Here is a 17,363-nt window from a genome sequence, read left to right as displayed (position 1 = left end):
CGCTCATCAAATTATTCAAAATGCAAGAAGAGTTCTTGCGATTGAATTGATTTGTGCCATGCAGGCTGTAGAATACCGTGGTGTGGATAAAATGGCTACACAAACAAGAAGACTTTACGAAAAGGGAAGAGAAATTGTTCCTTCTATTACAAAGGACCGTATTTTCTCGAAGGATATTGAAAGAGCAGCAGAAGGCCTCAAAACAATGGATTTTGCTGAATTAACACAATCAGTAGTATTGTAATATGAAAAAGCGTGAGGTGTCCCTCACGCTTTTTATTCTTCCTCTTCGACTCTATTTTTGAATGCCTCCTGGGTGACGATTAGTTCTTCATCTTCAATGACTTCTCTAGTATGTTTTGCGGTCAGGCTGTTTTTTGGAAAATCACCTGGGTGGTTTTTCTTTTTATGATTAAAATGTTCTCCGCGTGCCAAACTCAACACTCCTTTCGTTTACGCTTGTAGCATTCCCCCAATGAAGATAAAAAATTACATTTTGGCTGATAGGCATATAAATGGATAGTTGATATACTTTACATAGTAGGTATGGTAAAAGGAGGCTATAACATGGATCTATTTCATATTGTCTCAGAAGAACGGATAAAAAAAGCATATGAGGATGGAGAGTTTGAAAATCTCCCTGGGATGGGCAAGCCGCTTCCGCTCGATGACCTCGCAGGAGTTCCTGAGGAATTGCGCATGGCTTATAAACTGTTAAAAAATGCTGGGTATACCGAGGAAGAAAGCCATTTGCGCAGGGAACTGACGACAATTGAGGATTTAATGAAAAAATGTGATGACCCGAGGGAGCGGGAAGGTCTTAGAAAAAAGCTAAATGAAAAACTTTTACGATTCAATCAAATGATGTCCAAACGAGGCGTTAAAACGAATTCCTCTTTTTTCAAAAACTATGAACATAAGGTGCACAATAAGTTGAAATAACCCCTTTCAGAGGCGCTGGAAGGACAAATTACTAAAAAGTATGGGTAAAAGTGTCCTTCCTGAGCAGCTAGAAAGACATAATCACGGAAGAAACTGTAGAAAGTGTCTTTCTAGAGCAGCTAGAAAGACATAATCACGGAAGAAACTGTAGAAAGTGTCTTTCCAGAGCAACTAGAAAGACAAAATCACGGAAGAAACGCGAGAAAGTGTCTTTCTAGAGCAGTTAGAAAGACAAAATCACGGAAGAAACGCGAGAAAGTGTCCTTCCAGAGCAGCTAGAAAGACAAAATCACGGAAGAAACGCGAGAAAGTGTCTTTCTAGAGCAGTTAGAAAGACAAAATTACGGAAGAAACGCGAGAAAGTGTCTTTCCAGAGCAGCTAGAAAGACAAAATCACGGAAGAAACGCGAGAAAGTGTCTTTCCAGAGCAGCTAGAAAGACAAAATCACGGAAGAAACGCGAGAAAGTGTCTTTCTAGAGCAGTTAGAAAGACAAAATCAAGAAGAAACCCTAGAAAGTGTCCTTCCAACCTCCTATTTAGACGAAACTAACTAAAATCCGACAAATACTCCCTCACAATTTCAATAAATGTCTTTAAGGCTTTTGTTTGATAGGCGGACTGAGTAATCATCGAAAAATTCCGTTTGAAAGGCAGACCCTCAATATGAATGATCCGGATGTAGCTATGAACAACCTCTTTCTCAATAGCCCAGCGTGACAATAGGCTGATCCCCAGACCTGCCTCAACGGACTCTTTTATCACCTGAGTACTTCCAAATTCCATAATTTTTTTTGGCGTAAAGTTATGTAAGCGAAAAAAGTTTTCCGCAGCTTCCCTTGTACCGGAACCTTCCTCTCTTAAAATCCATGTTTCATCCACCAAATCAGAAATTCGTTTTTCACCAAGTTTCGATAAAAGATGATGAGTGGGCGAAGCAACAACCACCATTTTATCTTCCGAAATGACTTCTGAACTTAAATGATCATCCTTCAAAATACCCTCGATTATTCCTATATCCAATTGATGCATTCTTACGAGCTCGATCACTTCCTTTGTATTTTGAATCTTGATTGATGGACGAATCAAGGGATATTGCCACTGCATTCTCGATATAATATGCGGCAGAATATATTCACCAAATGTATAGCTCGCACCAATTGAAATCTGCCCGCTTGCCTTATTGGTCAGATCATCGACTAATGATTGCATTTTTGTGTGAAGTGCCAAAATTTCTTTTGCATGATGATAAACAATTTCCCCTGCCTTATTGAGGCGCACATATTTATTACTCCTTTCAAGCAGTCTAGCGCCGACCGATTCTTCTAAAGTCCTGATATATTGACTGACCGCAGGCTGTGTCATATGCAGATCTTCTGCAGCTTTCGAAAAATTCTCCTTTTCCACAACCTTTATAAACACCTCTAAATGTTGATCCATCCGATTACCCCCGCTTCGGTTCCTTATGTATATAAATTTACTTATCATACCTATTATATATCTTTATTTTCCTTATACATGAACCAGGAGTATTCTAAAATTAGAAATTAAATGAGGTGATAAATATGGGGAACCTAAATGCTAAAGCATTATCTGTCACTGAACAGGCCGATCTTCAGCAAAAAAATCTGGAACCTAAGCCTTCCGGCGGTTTATGGTTAGGTGGAATCGCCTTTACGATTGTTGTTGCAGCGCTTGGCTATGCTTTATCAAAAGTCCCTGGTTTTGATCATGTTGGCCCGCTGGCTTGTGCAATCGTTATTGCGGTATTCTACCGGCAATTTTTCGGATATCCAGAAAAACTGCGCGCCGGTATTCAATTTTCCGCGAAACGTTTTTTGCGCTTTGCCATCATTTTGTACGGCTTAAAACTAAATATTGATATTGTACTGCATCAAGGGCTTGGACTACTTGCACGCGATGTGGGTGTTATTGCTTTTGCTATAGTATTAACCGTTTGGCTCGGAAAATTATTGAAAGCAGAATCAACTCTCTCTCTTCTCTTGGGAGTTGGTACTGGAGTATGCGGGGCAGCAGCCATTGCAGCCGTTTCACCTATTATCAAAGCAAAGGATGAAGATACCGCGATAGGAGTAGGGATTATTGCATTAGTTGGAACGATATTTTCCATCGTTTATACCATCCTAAGACCTTTTCTTCCATTATCGGCGATTGAATATGGAATTTGGAGCGGTACCAGCCTACATGAAATTGCCCATGTCGCTTTGGCAGGAGCTCCTGCTGGTCCTGATGGCTTAGCGATTGCCCTACTGGCGAAATTAGGCAGGGTACTGCTGCTAGTTCCATTATCTTTTATACTTATGTATTGGATGAAACGGAAAAATACTTCGAATCCAGGAGATACAAAAATTGAATTTCCATGGTTTTTAATTGGTTTTATTTTAATGAGTTTGCTTGGAAGCTATGTCTTCGGTAAGTCGATTCCAGTTTCAAAAACAGCGTTAGACGGGGTCGCAACGGCTACTACTTTTATTTTGACTTCTGCCATGGTCGGTCTCGGTTTAAATGTTAGCCTGCGGGATCTCCGAACAAAAGCAGCCCGCCCGCTAATTGCAATGCTGATTACGTCTGTGGTACTTTCAATCGTTACCTTTTTTATCTCGTAAAAAGCTGGCTTTGGTGAAATCTATTGACTAGACTTCATTCATCGCCAGCTTTTTGTTCTGGATTACCAGGTTTGCACATATGGTCAAGGAGAAAACCAAAGAACACAATAAAACCAATGGGAATAGAGTAATTCAATATATGAAGAATAGTCATATTTTCCTATACCTCCCATATTTTTATAATATTTAGAATATTTATATATTATTTACATTATATGCTAAATGTCACAATTCAGACAAATTTTTTGGTCTAAGAAATTAAAAAAAGGCTCTGTTAAACCTGGTTGTTGATTTCCGCTCCAGGCACAAGCGGTTCGTGGGCGGTTCGGGGAGCCTCATCGTCGCTTCGCTCCTGCGGTGTCTCCCCTGTCCCGTGCTCCCACAGGACACTGAATTGCTTCCTTGAATCCGCCCACGCACGAAGAAAATGCGTTAGCATTTTCGAGGAGTCTTCATGCCTTCTGAACCAATCAACGTTGTTCAAAATCAACATTGTCCTTTAACACAGCCTAAAAAAATATAAGAGCTAATGAGGCCTTGGTTTATCAACTTTTCAAGGAAAACGTTTGCACAAAATGCAACGAAATACAATTTTATCCAAAGGATTTTATTAGGTTTGTATCGTACTAGTTATAGTGGAGAGGATTTTTGTCGAATCCTGATTCTTAGTTACCTGTCCAGAGGAGTGTTTGAAACCATGAATGTTCTTTGTATTGGCGGAGCCAATATAGATCGCAAAATACAAACGATAAATCACCTTACCTTTAAAACATCGAATCCTGCAAAGAGTACGATGTCCTGTGGCGGAGTAGCAAGAAATATTGCTGAAAACCTTGGGCGTCTCGGTCTTAATAGTTCCTTACTTGGCTATATAGGAGATGACTCTGAAGGAAAATGGCTTCGTAAAACAACAGGAGAATATGTCGATGTAAGCCTTTTGGAGGCACTGCCTGGAAAGTCAACGGGTACCTATACAGCTGTCCTAGATGAAGAAGGCGAAATGGCAATCGCGTTGGCTGATATGGCTATTTATGATCATGTGGAAGAGGATTTTATTGGAAAAAAATGGCCACAAGACCGGCCAGCCATCGTATTACTTGATACAAATCTACCTGCAGTAATCATTGAGCTCGTTATTCAACATTGCAGGAGTGAAAATATTCCTATTTGCATTGCTACGGTTTCAGTAGCAAAGTCTGAAAAATTACCACGTTCGCTTGAAGGAATTACATGGCTCGTTGCAAATGAAAAAGAGGCAGAAGCATTGTCCAATATTAAAATAAAGACTGAGGGGGACTTTTTTAAGGCGGCTGTAGAGATTCTAAACAAGGGCGTTAAAAAGGTCGTTATCAGTAGAGGCGATAAGGGATTAATTTATTTTACCAAAGACGGGGAAGCCGGAGCATTGGTTGCCCCTGAGGTGCCGGTTACGGACGTAACAGGTGCAGGTGATTCGCTTATTGCTGGAATAATATATGCGGATTTAAAGGGGTTAAATACAGAGGACTCTTGCAAAATAGGTCTTTCTTGTTCCTATTTAACCATTCGGTCGAAAGAAACTGTAAATCCAGAACTAAACAATCAAAACTTAACGGATTCATTTCAACGATATTTCTGCAGGGGACCAGGGCAAAAAGGATTTAAATCTACTTTTGCATTTCAAAGATAAGGAAAAGGGAGGGAATTCGACAAAAATTCCCTCTTTTTTATTCGAAAATATGGATTTTTTGTATATAAATGATATGTTTCTTTATGTATTGGCAGTCTTTTGTCAAAAAAAGGAATAATTTGTGATAAAAAGTAATTTGAAAATAGGATTAAACTGACAAAATCTAACACCCTACTAAAAAAGAACTATTTATAATAAACGTATCGTTAAGGGTTAAGTATTTAGTCCTAAGTAATAAATAATTATTTATTCTATGAACAATACAATCAGAAAAAGGCAAACCTTTTGAAAAAGAGGGACGCAAAGCCGAGGATCTAAGGTAAGTGAATCTTGCTATGATGGCCGGGCTACCTGGAATACGATAAGTATTTTAGGGGTGAATTTAGTTGAGAAACACAGAATGTATCGTTGAAGTTATGGATGAAGAATGGATTGCTCTAATACTCGAAGCAAAAAAACTTGGAATTGACAAGGAAACAGTTCGAACATTTCTAAATCAAAATGATATGAAGGAGCAGTTGGTTAAGCAATGTTAAGGTACATACAAAAAAGGCATTCCTAAAAAGATGAATAATCCTTTTGGGAATGCTTTCTTTTTTTAAAAAGTAATACTACTTATTTTGGTCAGCCCGCCACTTGTTAAATTCAAGAAAATCACGGAATTGTTGTTTGGAAACTCCAGAATTCATTGCTTCTTTTACAATCTTCATCCACTCGCTGTCCAATTCCTCTTGATCAATTCGTTCATGGATTAAATAATCAACAGGGACATTTAAGACTGCTGAAATTTTTTCGAGAAATTGAATAGAAGGATTTGTTTGTAAGTTTCTTTCTAGGGAACTCAAATAAGACTTTGCGACTCCTGCCTGTTCAGCAAGTTCGGAAAGGGACATTTTCTTTTCTAACCGCAGTTTTTTTACTCGTTCTCCAATCATGGCATCTCACACACCTAATAAAGATAATCTATATTATAATATTACCAAAAGGGAGAAAAAAGTTCCATATTACGAACGGCGTATTTTTTACAATATACGCTCGAAGTTAACAAAGAATTAATAAATTCTTAAATCACTTCTTTGAAAAAAAGCTTGGATAGAGATAAGATGTTTTTAGAGTGAATACTGAAAAATATAAAAAGGCAGGGAAAACAATGATTGTCTTAAAATCACAAAGAGAAATTGAAGCAATGAAGAAAGCGGGAGAAATTCTTGCTTCATGCCATAAAGAAATTGCCAAATTAATTAAACCAGGTATTACGACCTGGGAAATTGAAGAATTCGTTGATGATTTTTTACGGAAAAATAACGCTTCACCGGAGCAAAAGGGTTATAAAGGGTATGAATTTGCCACATGTGCAAGTATTAATGATGAAATCTGTCATGGATTCCCAAGAAAAGAACCCTTGAAAGATGGAGATATTGTCACGATCGATATGGTGGTCAACTATAATGGAGCATTGGCCGATTCAGCATGGTCCTATGCTGTGGGCAATGTCTCTCCTGAAACCGACCACTTATTAAAAGTAACAAAAGAGGCACTTTATAAAGGAATTGAACAATCGGTTCCAGGGAATCGAATTGGAGATATCGGACACGCAATTCAAAAATATGTTGAAAGTGAAGGTCTATCGGTTGTACGGGATTTCATTGGACATGGAATTGGAACTGTCATTCACGAGAAACCGGATGTTCCACATTACGGCCTTCCGGGAAAAGGACCTCGCATTAAAGAAGGAATGGTGTTCACGATTGAACCAATGGTAAATATCGGTATGTACCATACAAAAATGGATTTGAACGGCTGGACGGCAAGAACCGTTGATGGAACTTATTCTGCCCAATATGAACATACCATTGCGATTACAAAGGATGGCCCAATCATCTTGACAGAACAAAAATAAAAAGCAAACCCACAGGGTCTGCTTTTTTATTTTTTTCGAAGGTTTCCTAATTCCTCTACGAGCGCCTGCATTTCATTTGGACTGAAGGAATTTTTCTTCATGACCAGTTCATAAATTTCTTTTAGATCTTCGTACATTTCTTCATCGAAATGAGATGGTTTTATGGCGCCCAAGTTTAGGACCTTTAATTTTTCTTTAATTTGTTCAATCATATATTCAACATTTTCAGTCGATCTTTCTGCTAAATTCATCCCGGACCCCCTCTTTTGAATTTTTATCCTCATCTTTTCATTATAATGGGTAGATGTCAATAAAAATAGTGTTTTGTTCTTTTACAAAAGGGGAATGTTTATGAAAGAATATTAATTATTACCATTTAAACTTGCATAGGGAATGGGCTTATCGCAAAATGGGAGTAAAGATGATAAATTGTAGCAAAGAAGGAGAGTTTAAAGTGACAAAGAGGAATCAATTTTGGAAAGGAATGCTATATGGAGCATTAGCGGGTGGTGTAATCAGCCTTTTAGATAAAGATACTAGGGAAGTAATGAAGGAAAATGTTTTAAAGGTTTCCAGCAAAGGACTCTATATAGTAAAGCATCCGCAGGAGGTTGCAGGACAAATAAAAGAAACAGCAATCAGAATAAAAGAAACGGTAGAGGAAATGAGCGAGGATATTTCCTATATCACTGAGAAAGTGGAGGAACTTCGCGAACTCACCCCGAAGGTAACCGATATGGTAAAAGAAACAAAAGATGCCTTTATCGATCATGAAGACTCAGACGTTATGGATGTCGTTATTAAAGAAGATTAAAATCATGAAGGAGGGATAAGCGTGGAAAAGGGAGGAAATGTTCGTTCATCTTTAATTCGATTACTATGGCACAGGATTGAAGAAGATGATTTGAATGGTTTAAGTGCCCAGCTCGCCTATTTTTTTCTCCTTTCCTTGTTTCCTCTCCTCATTGTTCTTTTTACATTACTTCCATATATCCCTATCCCACATCAAGATGTTCTTGGAGTGATCAAAGGTTTTGCTCCGGTAGAAGCAATGGATTTAATTGAGAAAAATGTGAAATATATCATGAATCACCGTAATGGCGGGCTGCTATCGTTTGGTATAATCGGTACCATCTGGTCAGCTTCAAACGGAATTAATGCAGTAGTCAGGGCTTTTAATAAAGCCTACAATGCGAAAGAAAACCGTTCCTTTATTGTTGCAAGAGGAGTGGCGATTCTCTTAACTCTGGGAATGATTTTTGTTTTTCTCCTTGCCATTATTTTACCGGTTTTTGGGAGAGAAATTGGCGTATTTTTATTTTCACAGGTAGGATTTTCGGACGAGTTTGGTAAGATTTGGGACACTCTAAGCTATCTTGTGAGTGCGATTATTTTGTTCTTGATTTTTACAGGTTTATATTGGATTGCTCCGAATGTGAAATTGCGGTGCAGAAGCGCATTTCCGGGTGCGGCCTTTGCCACAGTCGGCTGGATTGTTACTTCTATGGGATTACGCTTTTATGTTGAGAATTTTAGTAATTTTTCACTGACCTACGGAAGTATTGGAGCGATCATTGTGTTAATGATATGGCTGTATTTATCGGCCTTCATCATCGTTTTAGGTGGGGAAATTAACGCGTTTTATAGTGAAAGAAGTAAGAAAAACTGTTAAGTGCTCCTCATTTTTCCTTTATGAAAACGTGGGATTTGCTCAAACTATAATTGGGGGTTACCTACAATCTTAAGGGAGGCTTACACCATGACTAAAGCGACGAAAAAAGATGGCGGAACAAAACAAAAAGGGAAAAAGAATCATCCAAAACAAAAAACTTCTGGGTCTGCAAACGGTTCAAACGGATATCACTAAAAAGCGGAAGCATCTTGGTGCTTACTGGACAAATAAAAAAAGGCCGGGATATCATCCCGGTCTTCCTTATGACTTTAGAAGCCTTAAGCTATTTAGAATGACCAAAATTGTGCTTCCTTCATGGCCAATTACTCCGAATGGCAAATCAAGCAGCTGGAAAAAGTTCGAAGCAATTAAAAGCATGATGACAGATATAGAAAAAATAACATTTTGCTTGATAATTTTATTCATTCTTTGCGAGAGGCGAACAGCTTCCGCAATCCTTGGTAAATCATTTTTCATTAAGACAATATCTGCTGTTTCTAGCGCAACATCTGTACCCTCACCCATGGCAATTCCAACATTTGCAATGGCTAGGGCAGGGGCATCATTAATCCCGTCACCCACCATTGCCACAGTTTTAAACTTGTTCTTTAATTCTTTCAACTGCTCTACTTTTTCTTCTGGTAAGCATTCAGCAAAAAATTGATCAACATGACTTTCAGCAGCAATGGCGCTCGCTGTTGTTTGACTGTCCCCTGTAAGCATGACAGTATAAATTCCTTTTTGTTTTAATTGATCAATGGCTATTTTAGTTTCTTCCCTGACTACATCCTTCAAGGCAATCATGGCGGAAAGAGCACCATTGATTTCAACGAAAACAAGGGTATTTCCAAGGCTGGCCAATTCTTTTGCTTTTCCATTTGCAAATGCATCTGCCATTTCTTTTCCAACAAAATCGGCTTTCCCAATTTTCCAATGTTCAAGGCCAATACTTGCTTTTACACCCCAGCCAGGTAGGTCTTCAAGAGAATCAGGATGAAGAAGTTCCCTATTCAGCTGTTGTTTTGCATATTTGACAATGGCTTGTGCAAGCGGATGGTTCGAATGGTTCTCAATCGAAGCCGCTTTCCATAAAAGATCCTCCCGATCCAAGCCATCATTTACTATAACCTCGGTTACCTCGGGTCTTCCTTTTGTGAGAGTTCCGGTTTTATCAAAGGCAATGGCTTCTAAAGAGCTCAAATTCTCGAGATGAACACCGCCCTTTACCAAGATTCCATGCTTCGCTCCATTGGATATGGCGGATAAGGTGGCAGGCATGATGGATGCCACCAATGCACATGGGGAGGCAACCACTAACAAAATCATTGCTCTGTAAAAGGATTCATGCCAGCTCCAGTCCAGTAGAAAGTGCGGAATGAAAAACATCAGGATTACTACAGCCAGAACAGCCTTTACATAAGTTCCTTCGAAGCGTTCAATAAAAAGCTGGGAAGGAGATTTTTCGCTTTGGGCCGATTGAACAAGCTGAATGATTTTTTGAAAAAGGGTGTCACTGCTTGCTTTGGTTACTTGAACCGTAATGGAACCTGTTAGATTAACTGTTCCGGCAAAGACTTCCTCCTGATCCCCTTTCGAAACAGGCATCGATTCCCCGGTGATGGCTGCTTCATCGATATTGGTTTTTCCTTTTACGATCATCCCGTCTGAAGGGATCCGCTCGCCGGGTTTTACAAGAATTTGATCCCCTACCTGCAGCTCAGAGGTTGGAATTCTTTTTTCGACCCCGTTCTTAATGAGGAGGGCTTCTTCAGGCTGAAGCTCCATTAACGAAGAAATTTCTTTATGACTCTTATTCATCGTATAGGTTTCTAAAGCACCACTGACTGCAAAAATAAAAATTAACACGGCTCCTTCTGTCCAGTAGCCAATAATCGCTGAACCAATTGCGGCAAAAATCATCAGCATTTCGACATTCAGTTCTTTATTTTCATAGGTTTCCTCGATCCCTTCTTTCGCCTTGGCAAAGCCTCCAATCACAAAAGCAAGCAAATAAGCGATGATGGAATCTACTTCGTTATCGTATTTATCAAACAGCCACCCTGCAACAATTAAAAGCCCGCTTACCGCAGCGGCAATTAGCTCTGCGTGAGGCTTAATTTTTTCAATGAAAGAAACCTTTTGTATTTCTTGTGTAAGTGATTTCGCTTCTGAACTCATCTTTTCCCCCTCCATAATCCGGATTAATATTTTTGGCTATGTTAAACTTGGTTGTTAATTTTCGCTCGAGGCTTTTCTTCTTTTCTTATTGAGAAGAATAATCAAACTCAGCACCCTTAAAAAACACGAAAGCTGTCATCAAATGATGACAGCGAACACTTATTTTTAAGGATATCCTAAATTTACTTTATTTTACCACATATTCTATGCGTCCGATATGAATTTGCTCCGTGAATATAGGAAGATTCGTTCCTTAATTTTTTTGGCCTTCCAGCATCGGAACGGTTCTTTTTCCAAAAAGATAAATAATCAGGGATAGAACAAGGAGCATCGTACTAATAATATAGAAGAAATTAACGTTTTGGAAAAATTGGATAAACAGGCCGCCAATAATTGGGCCGCTTAAGCTTCCCAGGCTGAAAAAGATTCCGCATAACAAATTTCCTGTTGCTAAAAGGTTTTTTGGAACCAGGTCTGTCATAAAGCTAATCCCGAGAGAGAACGTGGAACCGACGGCCATTCCGGAAAAAAGAAAACAAATAAATAGGCCAATTAAGGAATGCTCTAGGAAGCTTGCGACAGTAAAACTTAAAAATCCCAAAAATAGAACGGTGATTAACACATTTCTTCGTCCATAGCGGTCACTTATCATGCCTAAAGGAAGTTGGGTCAAGATACTGCCGATGGCAAATCCCGATAACACAATGGAGACACTGGCTACATTGATGTCCGTCCGCAAGGCATATACGGGAAAACTGCCGTTTAAGGATGATTCTAAGAAACCATATGAAAAGGGGGGTAAAAAGGCAACCCAGCCATATTTCAATGCTTGGCTGAACCGTTTAATCGTTCTTAACAATGAATTGATTCCTGCATCCGGTTCTGGGTATTCATTCTTTAGAGCCAATAAAAAGAACCAGCCAATCAAGCAAAGGACAGACGAAACGATGAACGGAAGAGACTTATTTATGTTAACCAATGGGGTCATCAGCGGACCAGCTGCAAAGCCAATTCCGAAAAATAATCCGTACAAGGCAACGTTTCTTCCACGTTTATGAAGTGGCGAGGAAGAAGTAATCCAGGTTTGGGTGGCAAAATGGAGCGAATGGTCGCCGATTCCAATTAGTAAACGCAAAACAAACCAAAACCAAAAGGATTGCCAAACGGGAAAAAGGGCGAGTGCGGCAACGACTATTCCTCCTCCTATTAAAATCACCGGTTTGTAACCATACTTTCGTAATGGCATCTCCATAAAAGGAGAGACGAGGAGAATTCCAATATAAAGTGCTGTGGCATTTAGTCCGTTTAATGAGGAAGAAACACCACTTTTTTCAAAGATGACTGCAATTAGCGGCAGCAGCATTCCTTGAGAAAACCCGGAGATGGCAACAATACTAACTAAAATCGAAAAATGAAAATGATTTTTTTGCATAAAATTAACCTCTTACTTACTAATCTGAAATAATCGTATCTAAATGATGGTAACGAGAAAATCCAGTATTTGCAAGCAAAAAATTAATCCAAACTTTTAATAAGATGCAAAATAGTGTATTCTCATTGATGGGGTTTTTAACAGGGGAATAGTGGAAATTGTGGGAAAATTTAATTTGGAGGGAACGCCGTGACAAATAAAATATTTATGCTCTTGACATTTATTGGAGTGCCTCTTTCAATTATTGGCACACTATTACATTGGTCTAGTATCCTTTTATTTATTATTTATTGTTTAACGATTATTGCACTGGCAAGCTATATGGGCAGAGCCACTGAAAGTTTAGCGATTGTGGCCGGGCCACGAATTGGCGGCCTCTTAAATGCAACCTTTGGTAATGCAGTTGAGTTAATTATTTCAATCTTTTCTTTAAAGGCCGGCCTTGTTGGGATTGTTCTTGCCTCGCTAACGGGTTCCGTACTAGGGAATCTGCTCCTGGTTGCCGGATTATCCTTTTTTGTCGGCGGTCTTAAATACAAACGTCAGGAATTTAATATTTACGATGCCCGACATAATTCCGGACTCTTGATGTTCGCAGTGATGATTGCTTTTGTCATTCCAGAAGTTTTTTCAATGAACATGAATGAAGACAAAAAACTAACATTAAGCGTTGGAATTTCGATTATCCTGATTATTCTTTATTTAGCTGCACTATTTTTCAAGCTCGTTACGCATCGGGGGGTTTATCAACATGACACAGAAAATGTCGTTCATGATGAAGAGGCTCCGGAATGGGGAAAAGGAAAAGCGATTGCCGTTTTAGCCATTGCCACTGTTGCGGTTGCCTATATCTCTGAACATCTTGTTCATACCTTTGAGGTTGTGGCGGAATCCTTTGGCTGGACAGAGATGTTCATTGGAATTATCATCGTTGCGATTGTCGGAAATGCGGCAGAGCATGCTTCGGCAGTTTTAATGGCTTTCAAAAATAAAATGGATATTGCAGTAGAAATCGCAATCGGCTCGACACTACAGGTTGCGATGTTTGTTCTTCCTGTTCTGGTTATTATCTCGCTGTTCTTTGAAACCTCGATGCCGCTCTTATTTAGCTGGCAGGAACTCATCGCAATGGTCTCATCCGTTTTGCTAATGGTTGTGATCTCCAATGATGGGGAATCCAACTGGTTCGAGGGATTGACCTTAATCGCCGCCTATGTGATATTGGGGATTGGATTTTTCCTTCTTTAATAAAGAAAACTCGCCGATTGGCGAGCCTTAAAGGCGGTTCATGAGGCATAGTTGCACTTATACTTTCTTACCAGCCAGGAAAGACTCTAAGTCAAATGACTTAGAGTCTTCTTTTTACTTAATTCTCATGTACGGGTAATTCACACTTCATGTGCTATAGTGACATTTTTAAATTAGGCTAAAATCAATCTCGCTTTTAAATGGGACCATCAATCACCAACCTTCATGTTAGTTAAGAACGAACCTGAAAAAAACACGAGTGTTGAAAATTCATATAAGTCGGGGATCCCAACCTCCTTAAATGATAATTGGTTAGCAGATTGATTGCTGCCCTCCTTTATTAAAAGGTTAAGTTTATTATAAATGAATGATAGAATTTTGTAAATGTTCTGATTATTACATTTTTGTATCATTTCTTTATAAACGGTCAAAAATTAACAGGAATTCAGAGGCTTGACCAGAAATTATTTTTTGAAATGGATAATATTTAGGAACTCCGAAAAAACTATGAGCAGACGGTGTAATGCGATATGTTGAAAGGAGTTTTTTTAGTGAAAAAATTTGCCCCTGTCCTTATGTCAATGCTATTAATCATGACAATTTTGCCAACTGCTTTTGCTGAAAAAGCTACGGTAAAAAGAGAGGCAGTTAAATATACTGTCCCATCCTCTGTTCGAAATATCTCAAAGGAAAATACTTATCCGAATTCGACACAGGATTTGCCGCTTTTACAGCCAAGTGATTTGACAAAGAAATTAATTGACTCTTCGAAGGTCAAGATTCAAAATCCTGATTTGATTCGCATGCTTAATGAGTCCAGCATTAATAGTACTCCATTTGCGATTGGCTATCGTGCCATCGTTTATTTAGGGCAATGGCCGCTGAACTATGAATCAACGGAAACCTCGCCGAATTGGGAGTATCAAAAAATCAATACCAACTTTTTTGATAATCGTGGCGGCAAGGCACCCTACAAGATTCACTATGTCCAAGAATCGCAAAAAATCGTCCGTGGCGGTTTGACCTCTAAAATCCCGGATGCAGAAATGGTTAAGAAAATGATGCTGCTCACGGCGATGGAGAAAACCCGCCTGCCACTTGCGTTTGAAACGGTTATTGGCGGTGGAACGAAAAATGATCATGTTTATAACATTCCAGCTAACCGCTTAGGCTATTTATTTGCTTATGCACCAGGGGTAAGTGAAAAAGGGAAAGTTACGTATGGGGAAGTCTATCTCATGTTAAAAGGAAATAAAAAGTTTATTGTTGTTAAAAATGTTACCTCTCAGGGCATTGGCGCGTGGATTCCGGTTCAAGATTTTGTATCTTTTGGGTTCATAGCACCTGAACACCCACGTTGATTTAGCACAGGAGACTCCTACAGATTGGTTCGGTAGGGGTCTTTTTTATAAAAAATTGCCAAACTGTATTTTTTTCGGTAGGATAAGGTGAAACTTCAATCAGTGGGGGAGTTTTCCATCCCCCACTGATTGTTAGTTGAACCAATCGGGCTTTTACGGGCAGTTGCCCCACTTATTTTTTAAAGGGTACTTAAGTCTTTAAAAGGGGGCTTACTGCCCGTTAATGCGGGATATAAACGTTCATTAAAGGAGAGAAAAATATATGGGTAATCCTGTACAAGATAAAAATCTGCAAGTGACCTTTTTAAAACAACGATTAAATATGTTCCTTGATGTATTAGATGCAATTGATCCGGAAGATACGGACCTTGAGGATATTGACCGCTTACTTTCCATGCTTGATGATATGGAATCAAAATGCCGAGAATTCAATAATCGTGAAACGAATGAGTCTGTTTAATAGCAGACTCATTTTTATATGGTTTTTAAGCGATTTACCTCATAATACCAAGTAACCGATTTCAAGCTTATTCTTTAATTCTTAGGCGTATAGGAGTATAATGGAGTGCGTCGAATAGTTATAAAATTAAAAAAGATAAATCAGTGGGACAAAGGGAAAGGGGTACTCGAATTGAATATTGAAAAATTTCAAGAAAGCATGTACAAGCTGGTTGTAGAAACTTCTACGAAACTTCCAAAAGACGTTCGCCGTGCAGTTAAAGCTGCCAAGGAACAGGAAAATGCCGGCACAAGTGCGGCAATGAGCCTTGCAACGATTACAAACAACATTAAAATGGCAGATGATCAAGTTTCACCAATTTGCCAAGATACAGGTCTTCCTACCTTTAAAATTAAAACTCCAGTTGGGGTGAACCAACTAGAATTAAAAGAAGCGATTCGCAATGCGATTGTTTTAGCAACAAAAGAAGCAAAATTACGTCCAAACTCTGTTGATTCCTTAACGGGTAAAAACAGTGGTGACAATCTTGGTGCAGGATTACCAGTCATCAAGTTTGACCAATGGGAAAAGGATTATATTGATGTGCGCTTGATCTTAAAGGGCGGCGGCTGTGAAAATAAAAATATTCAATATAGCCTTCCATGCGAACTTGAAGGCCTAGGCCGTGCCGGTCGTGACCTTGACGGTATCCGCAAATGCATCATGCATTCTGTTTACCAAGCACAAGGACAAGGCTGCAGCGCCGGCTTCATTGGCGTTGGTATCGGCGGCGACCGTTCTTCTGGCTATGATTTAGCTAAAGAACAGTTATTCCGTTCAGTTGAAGATGTAAATCCGAACGAAGATCTTCGTAAATTAGAAGAGTATGTAATGGAAAATGCAAATAAACTTGGTATTGGTACAATGGGCTTCGGCGGCGAGGCAACTCTTCTAGGTTGTAAAATCGGAGTGATGAACCGTATTCCTGCCAGCTTCTATGTTTCTGTTGCTTATAACTGTTGGGCATTCCGCCGCATGGGTGTTGCGGTAAATCCTGAAACAGGGGAAATCAATGAGTGGATGTATCAAGATGGAGAATTCATTGATTTTGCTCAGGCTGAGGCGGAAAAGGAAACGGCTGCCGCTAAATCTGAAGACGTAATTACGTTAACAGCACCAATCACTGAAGATCAAATTCGCGATTTGAAGGTTGGTGACGTGGTTCAAATTACGGGAATGATGTACACAGGCCGTGATGCGATTCACAAACATTTAATGGATCACGATGCACCAGTTGATTTAAATGGACAAGTCATTTATCACTGCGGTCCTGTTATGCAAAAAGACGAAGCAGGTGAGTGGCATGTGAAGGCTGCTGGCCCAACAACAAGTATTCGTGAGGAGCCTTACCAAGGCGATATCATGAAGAAGTTCGGTATTCGTGCTGTTATCGGTAAAGGCGGTATGGGTCCAAAAACTTTGGCAGCATTAGAAGAACATGGCGGCGTGTACTTAAATGCAATCGGTGGCGCGGCTCAGTATTATGCTGATTGTATTAAGTCTGTTGAAGGCGTTGACCTTATGGAATTTGGTATTCCAGAAGCGATGTGGCATTTACGTGTTGAAGGGTTCACTGCTGTTGTAACAATGGACTCTCACGGAAACAGCTTGCATGCTGATGTGGATAAGTCTTCATTGGAAAAATTGGCTCAGTTTAAGGAACCGGTTTTTAAATAATTGTGTAGTTTGGGGGACGGGCGCTTGCGCTTGTCCCTTTTTTGGTGTGATTTGTTGATATCCGGCCAAAATGTGTTGATATATCATGGAAATGTGTCGATATCTTTTAAAAGTGTGTTGATATCCGGCGATTTTGTGTTGATATATCTCAAAACTGTGT

At 39.4% G+C, this 17,363-nt stretch carries 17 protein-coding genes, 1 pseudogene and 1 riboswitch; of the genes and pseudogenes, 12 read left to right on the top strand and 6 right to left on the bottom strand.

What is annotated here, in order from left to right; translation table 11 throughout:
* A pseudogene (locus E2K98_RS21095) lies at positions 1-244 on the top strand (histidine ammonia-lyase); the annotation flags it as partial.
* Positions 245-276: 32 nt separating this feature from the next.
* On the opposite strand, the gene E2K98_RS31105 reads toward E2K98_RS21095, so the two are convergent.
* On the bottom strand, positions 277-435 hold the full coding sequence (locus tag E2K98_RS31105) for a hypothetical protein (RefSeq protein ID WP_165976330.1): 159 nt from the start codon (positions 433-435) through the stop codon (positions 277-279).
* A gap of 132 nt (positions 436-567) precedes the next feature.
* On the opposite strand from E2K98_RS31105, the gene E2K98_RS21090 reads away from it, so the two are divergent.
* On the top strand, positions 568-942 hold the full coding sequence (locus E2K98_RS21090) for a DnaJ family domain-containing protein (protein ID WP_133337613.1): 375 nt from the start codon (positions 568-570) through the stop codon (positions 940-942).
* Between the two features lie 547 nt (positions 943-1,489).
* Here the strand turns inward: E2K98_RS21090 and E2K98_RS21085 are convergent.
* A complete protein-coding gene (locus E2K98_RS21085; protein WP_133337611.1) occupies positions 1,490-2,380 on the bottom strand; it encodes a LysR family transcriptional regulator in 891 nt (296 codons plus the stop codon).
* Positions 2,381-2,505: 125 nt separating this feature from the next.
* On the opposite strand from E2K98_RS21085, the gene E2K98_RS21080 reads away from it, so the two are divergent.
* The 3 genes from E2K98_RS21080 (at position 2,506) to E2K98_RS21070 (ending at position 5,772) form a co-directional block, all read left to right on the top strand.
* Entirely contained in the window at positions 2,506-3,567 is a 1,062-nt protein-coding gene (locus E2K98_RS21080) for a YeiH family protein (RefSeq protein WP_133337609.1), read from the top strand.
* A gap of 697 nt (positions 3,568-4,264) precedes the next feature.
* Positions 4,265-5,236: a carbohydrate kinase family protein gene (locus E2K98_RS21075; protein ID WP_235824893.1), complete on the top strand. Its 972-nt coding sequence runs from the start codon at positions 4,265-4,267 to the stop codon at positions 5,234-5,236.
* A gap of 265 nt (positions 5,237-5,501) precedes the next feature.
* Positions 5,502-5,591: riboswitch (cyclic di-GMP riboswitch) on the top strand.
* A gap of 31 nt (positions 5,592-5,622) precedes the next feature.
* Entirely contained in the window at positions 5,623-5,772 is a 150-nt protein-coding gene (locus E2K98_RS21070) for an anti-repressor SinI family protein (RefSeq protein ID WP_235824892.1), read from the top strand.
* A gap of 75 nt (positions 5,773-5,847) precedes the next feature.
* Here the strand turns inward: E2K98_RS21070 and E2K98_RS21065 are convergent, their stop codons facing one another.
* On the bottom strand, positions 5,848-6,171 hold the full coding sequence (locus tag E2K98_RS21065; protein ID WP_026573952.1) for a helix-turn-helix domain-containing protein: 324 nt from the start codon (positions 6,169-6,171) through the stop codon (positions 5,848-5,850).
* A gap of 215 nt (positions 6,172-6,386) precedes the next feature.
* On the opposite strand from E2K98_RS21065, the gene map reads away from it, so the two are divergent.
* The gene (gene map, locus E2K98_RS21060) at positions 6,387-7,136 is read left to right on the top strand and encodes a type I methionyl aminopeptidase (protein ID WP_133337647.1); all 750 of its coding nucleotides are present in this window, start codon (positions 6,387-6,389) and stop codon (positions 7,134-7,136) included.
* Positions 7,137-7,162: 26 nt separating this feature from the next.
* Here the strand turns inward: map and E2K98_RS21055 are convergent, their stop codons facing one another.
* Positions 7,163-7,387: a DUF1128 domain-containing protein gene (locus E2K98_RS21055; protein ID WP_133337605.1), complete on the bottom strand. Its 225-nt coding sequence runs from the start codon at positions 7,385-7,387 to the stop codon at positions 7,163-7,165.
* Positions 7,388-7,590: 203 nt separating this feature from the next.
* Here E2K98_RS21055 and E2K98_RS21050 point away from each other — a divergent pair, with 203 nt between their 5' ends.
* Entirely contained in the window at positions 7,591-7,950 is a 360-nt protein-coding gene (locus E2K98_RS21050; RefSeq protein WP_133337603.1) for a YtxH domain-containing protein, read from the top strand.
* 21 nt (positions 7,951-7,971) lie between these two features.
* Positions 7,972-8,808: a YihY/virulence factor BrkB family protein gene (locus E2K98_RS21045; RefSeq protein ID WP_133337601.1), complete on the top strand. Its 837-nt coding sequence runs from the start codon at positions 7,972-7,974 to the stop codon at positions 8,806-8,808.
* A gap of 261 nt (positions 8,809-9,069) precedes the next feature.
* On the opposite strand, the gene E2K98_RS21040 is transcribed toward E2K98_RS21045, so the two are convergent.
* Positions 9,070-10,986: a heavy metal translocating P-type ATPase gene (locus tag E2K98_RS21040; RefSeq protein ID WP_133337599.1), complete on the bottom strand. Its 1,917-nt coding sequence runs from the start codon at positions 10,984-10,986 to the stop codon at positions 9,070-9,072.
* A gap of 253 nt (positions 10,987-11,239) precedes the next feature.
* A complete protein-coding gene (locus E2K98_RS21035) occupies positions 11,240-12,418 on the bottom strand; it encodes an MFS transporter (RefSeq protein WP_133337597.1) in 1,179 nt (392 codons plus the stop codon).
* A gap of 189 nt (positions 12,419-12,607) precedes the next feature.
* On the opposite strand from E2K98_RS21035, the gene cax reads away from it, so the two are divergent.
* The 4 genes from cax to E2K98_RS21015 all read left to right on the top strand — a co-directional run bounded on the left by cax (position 12,608) and on the right by E2K98_RS21015 (position 17,203).
* Entirely contained in the window at positions 12,608-13,666 is a 1,059-nt protein-coding gene (gene cax, locus E2K98_RS21030) for a calcium/proton exchanger (RefSeq protein WP_133337595.1), read from the top strand.
* A 593-nt stretch (positions 13,667-14,259) separates the two neighbouring features.
* On the top strand, positions 14,260-15,027 hold the full coding sequence (locus E2K98_RS21025) for a YfkD famly protein (RefSeq protein WP_407921222.1): 768 nt from the start codon (positions 14,260-14,262) through the stop codon (positions 15,025-15,027).
* Positions 15,028-15,289: 262 nt separating this feature from the next.
* The gene (locus E2K98_RS21020; protein WP_133337591.1) at positions 15,290-15,487 is read left to right on the top strand and encodes an SE1561 family protein; all 198 of its coding nucleotides are present in this window, start codon (positions 15,290-15,292) and stop codon (positions 15,485-15,487) included.
* 171 nt (positions 15,488-15,658) lie between these two features.
* Positions 15,659-17,203, top strand: coding sequence for a fumarate hydratase (locus E2K98_RS21015; protein WP_133337645.1), 1,545 nt, complete (start codon positions 15,659-15,661; stop codon positions 17,201-17,203).
* Positions 17,204-17,363: the final 160 nt, after the last annotated feature.

The sequence above is a fragment of the Bacillus salipaludis genome, from assembly GCF_004358205.1.
The sequence above is the reverse complement of the archived record's forward strand: the minus strand, read 5'-3'. Positions and strand labels throughout refer to the sequence as shown.

Bases quoted from the DNA above. Each gene is read 5' to 3' on its own strand.
- E2K98_RS21090 (WP_133337613.1), top strand. From the start codon at position 568: ATGGATCTATTTCATATTGTCTCAGAAGAACGGATAAAAAAAGCATAT.
- E2K98_RS21085 (WP_133337611.1), bottom strand. From the start codon at position 2,380: ATGGATCAACATTTAGAGGTGTTTATAAAGGTTGTGGAAAAGGAGAAT.
- E2K98_RS21080 (WP_133337609.1), top strand. From the start codon at position 2,506: ATGGGGAACCTAAATGCTAAAGCATTATCTGTCACTGAACAGGCCGAT.
- E2K98_RS21075 (WP_235824893.1), top strand. From the start codon at position 4,265: ATGAATGTTCTTTGTATTGGCGGAGCCAATATAGATCGCAAAATACAA.
- E2K98_RS21065 (WP_026573952.1), bottom strand. From the start codon at position 6,171: ATGATTGGAGAACGAGTAAAAAAACTGCGGTTAGAAAAGAAAATGTCC.
- map (WP_133337647.1), top strand. From the start codon at position 6,387: ATGATTGTCTTAAAATCACAAAGAGAAATTGAAGCAATGAAGAAAGCG.
- E2K98_RS21055 (WP_133337605.1), bottom strand. From the start codon at position 7,387: ATGAATTTAGCAGAAAGATCGACTGAAAATGTTGAATATATGATTGAA.
- E2K98_RS21040 (WP_133337599.1), bottom strand. From the start codon at position 10,986: ATGAGTTCAGAAGCGAAATCACTTACACAAGAAATACAAAAGGTTTCT.
- E2K98_RS21035 (WP_133337597.1), bottom strand. From the start codon at position 12,418: ATGCAAAAAAATCATTTTCATTTTTCGATTTTAGTTAGTATTGTTGCC.
- E2K98_RS21025 (WP_407921222.1), top strand. From the start codon at position 14,260: ATGACAATTTTGCCAACTGCTTTTGCTGAAAAAGCTACGGTAAAAAGA.
- E2K98_RS21020 (WP_133337591.1), top strand. From the start codon at position 15,290: ATGGGTAATCCTGTACAAGATAAAAATCTGCAAGTGACCTTTTTAAAA.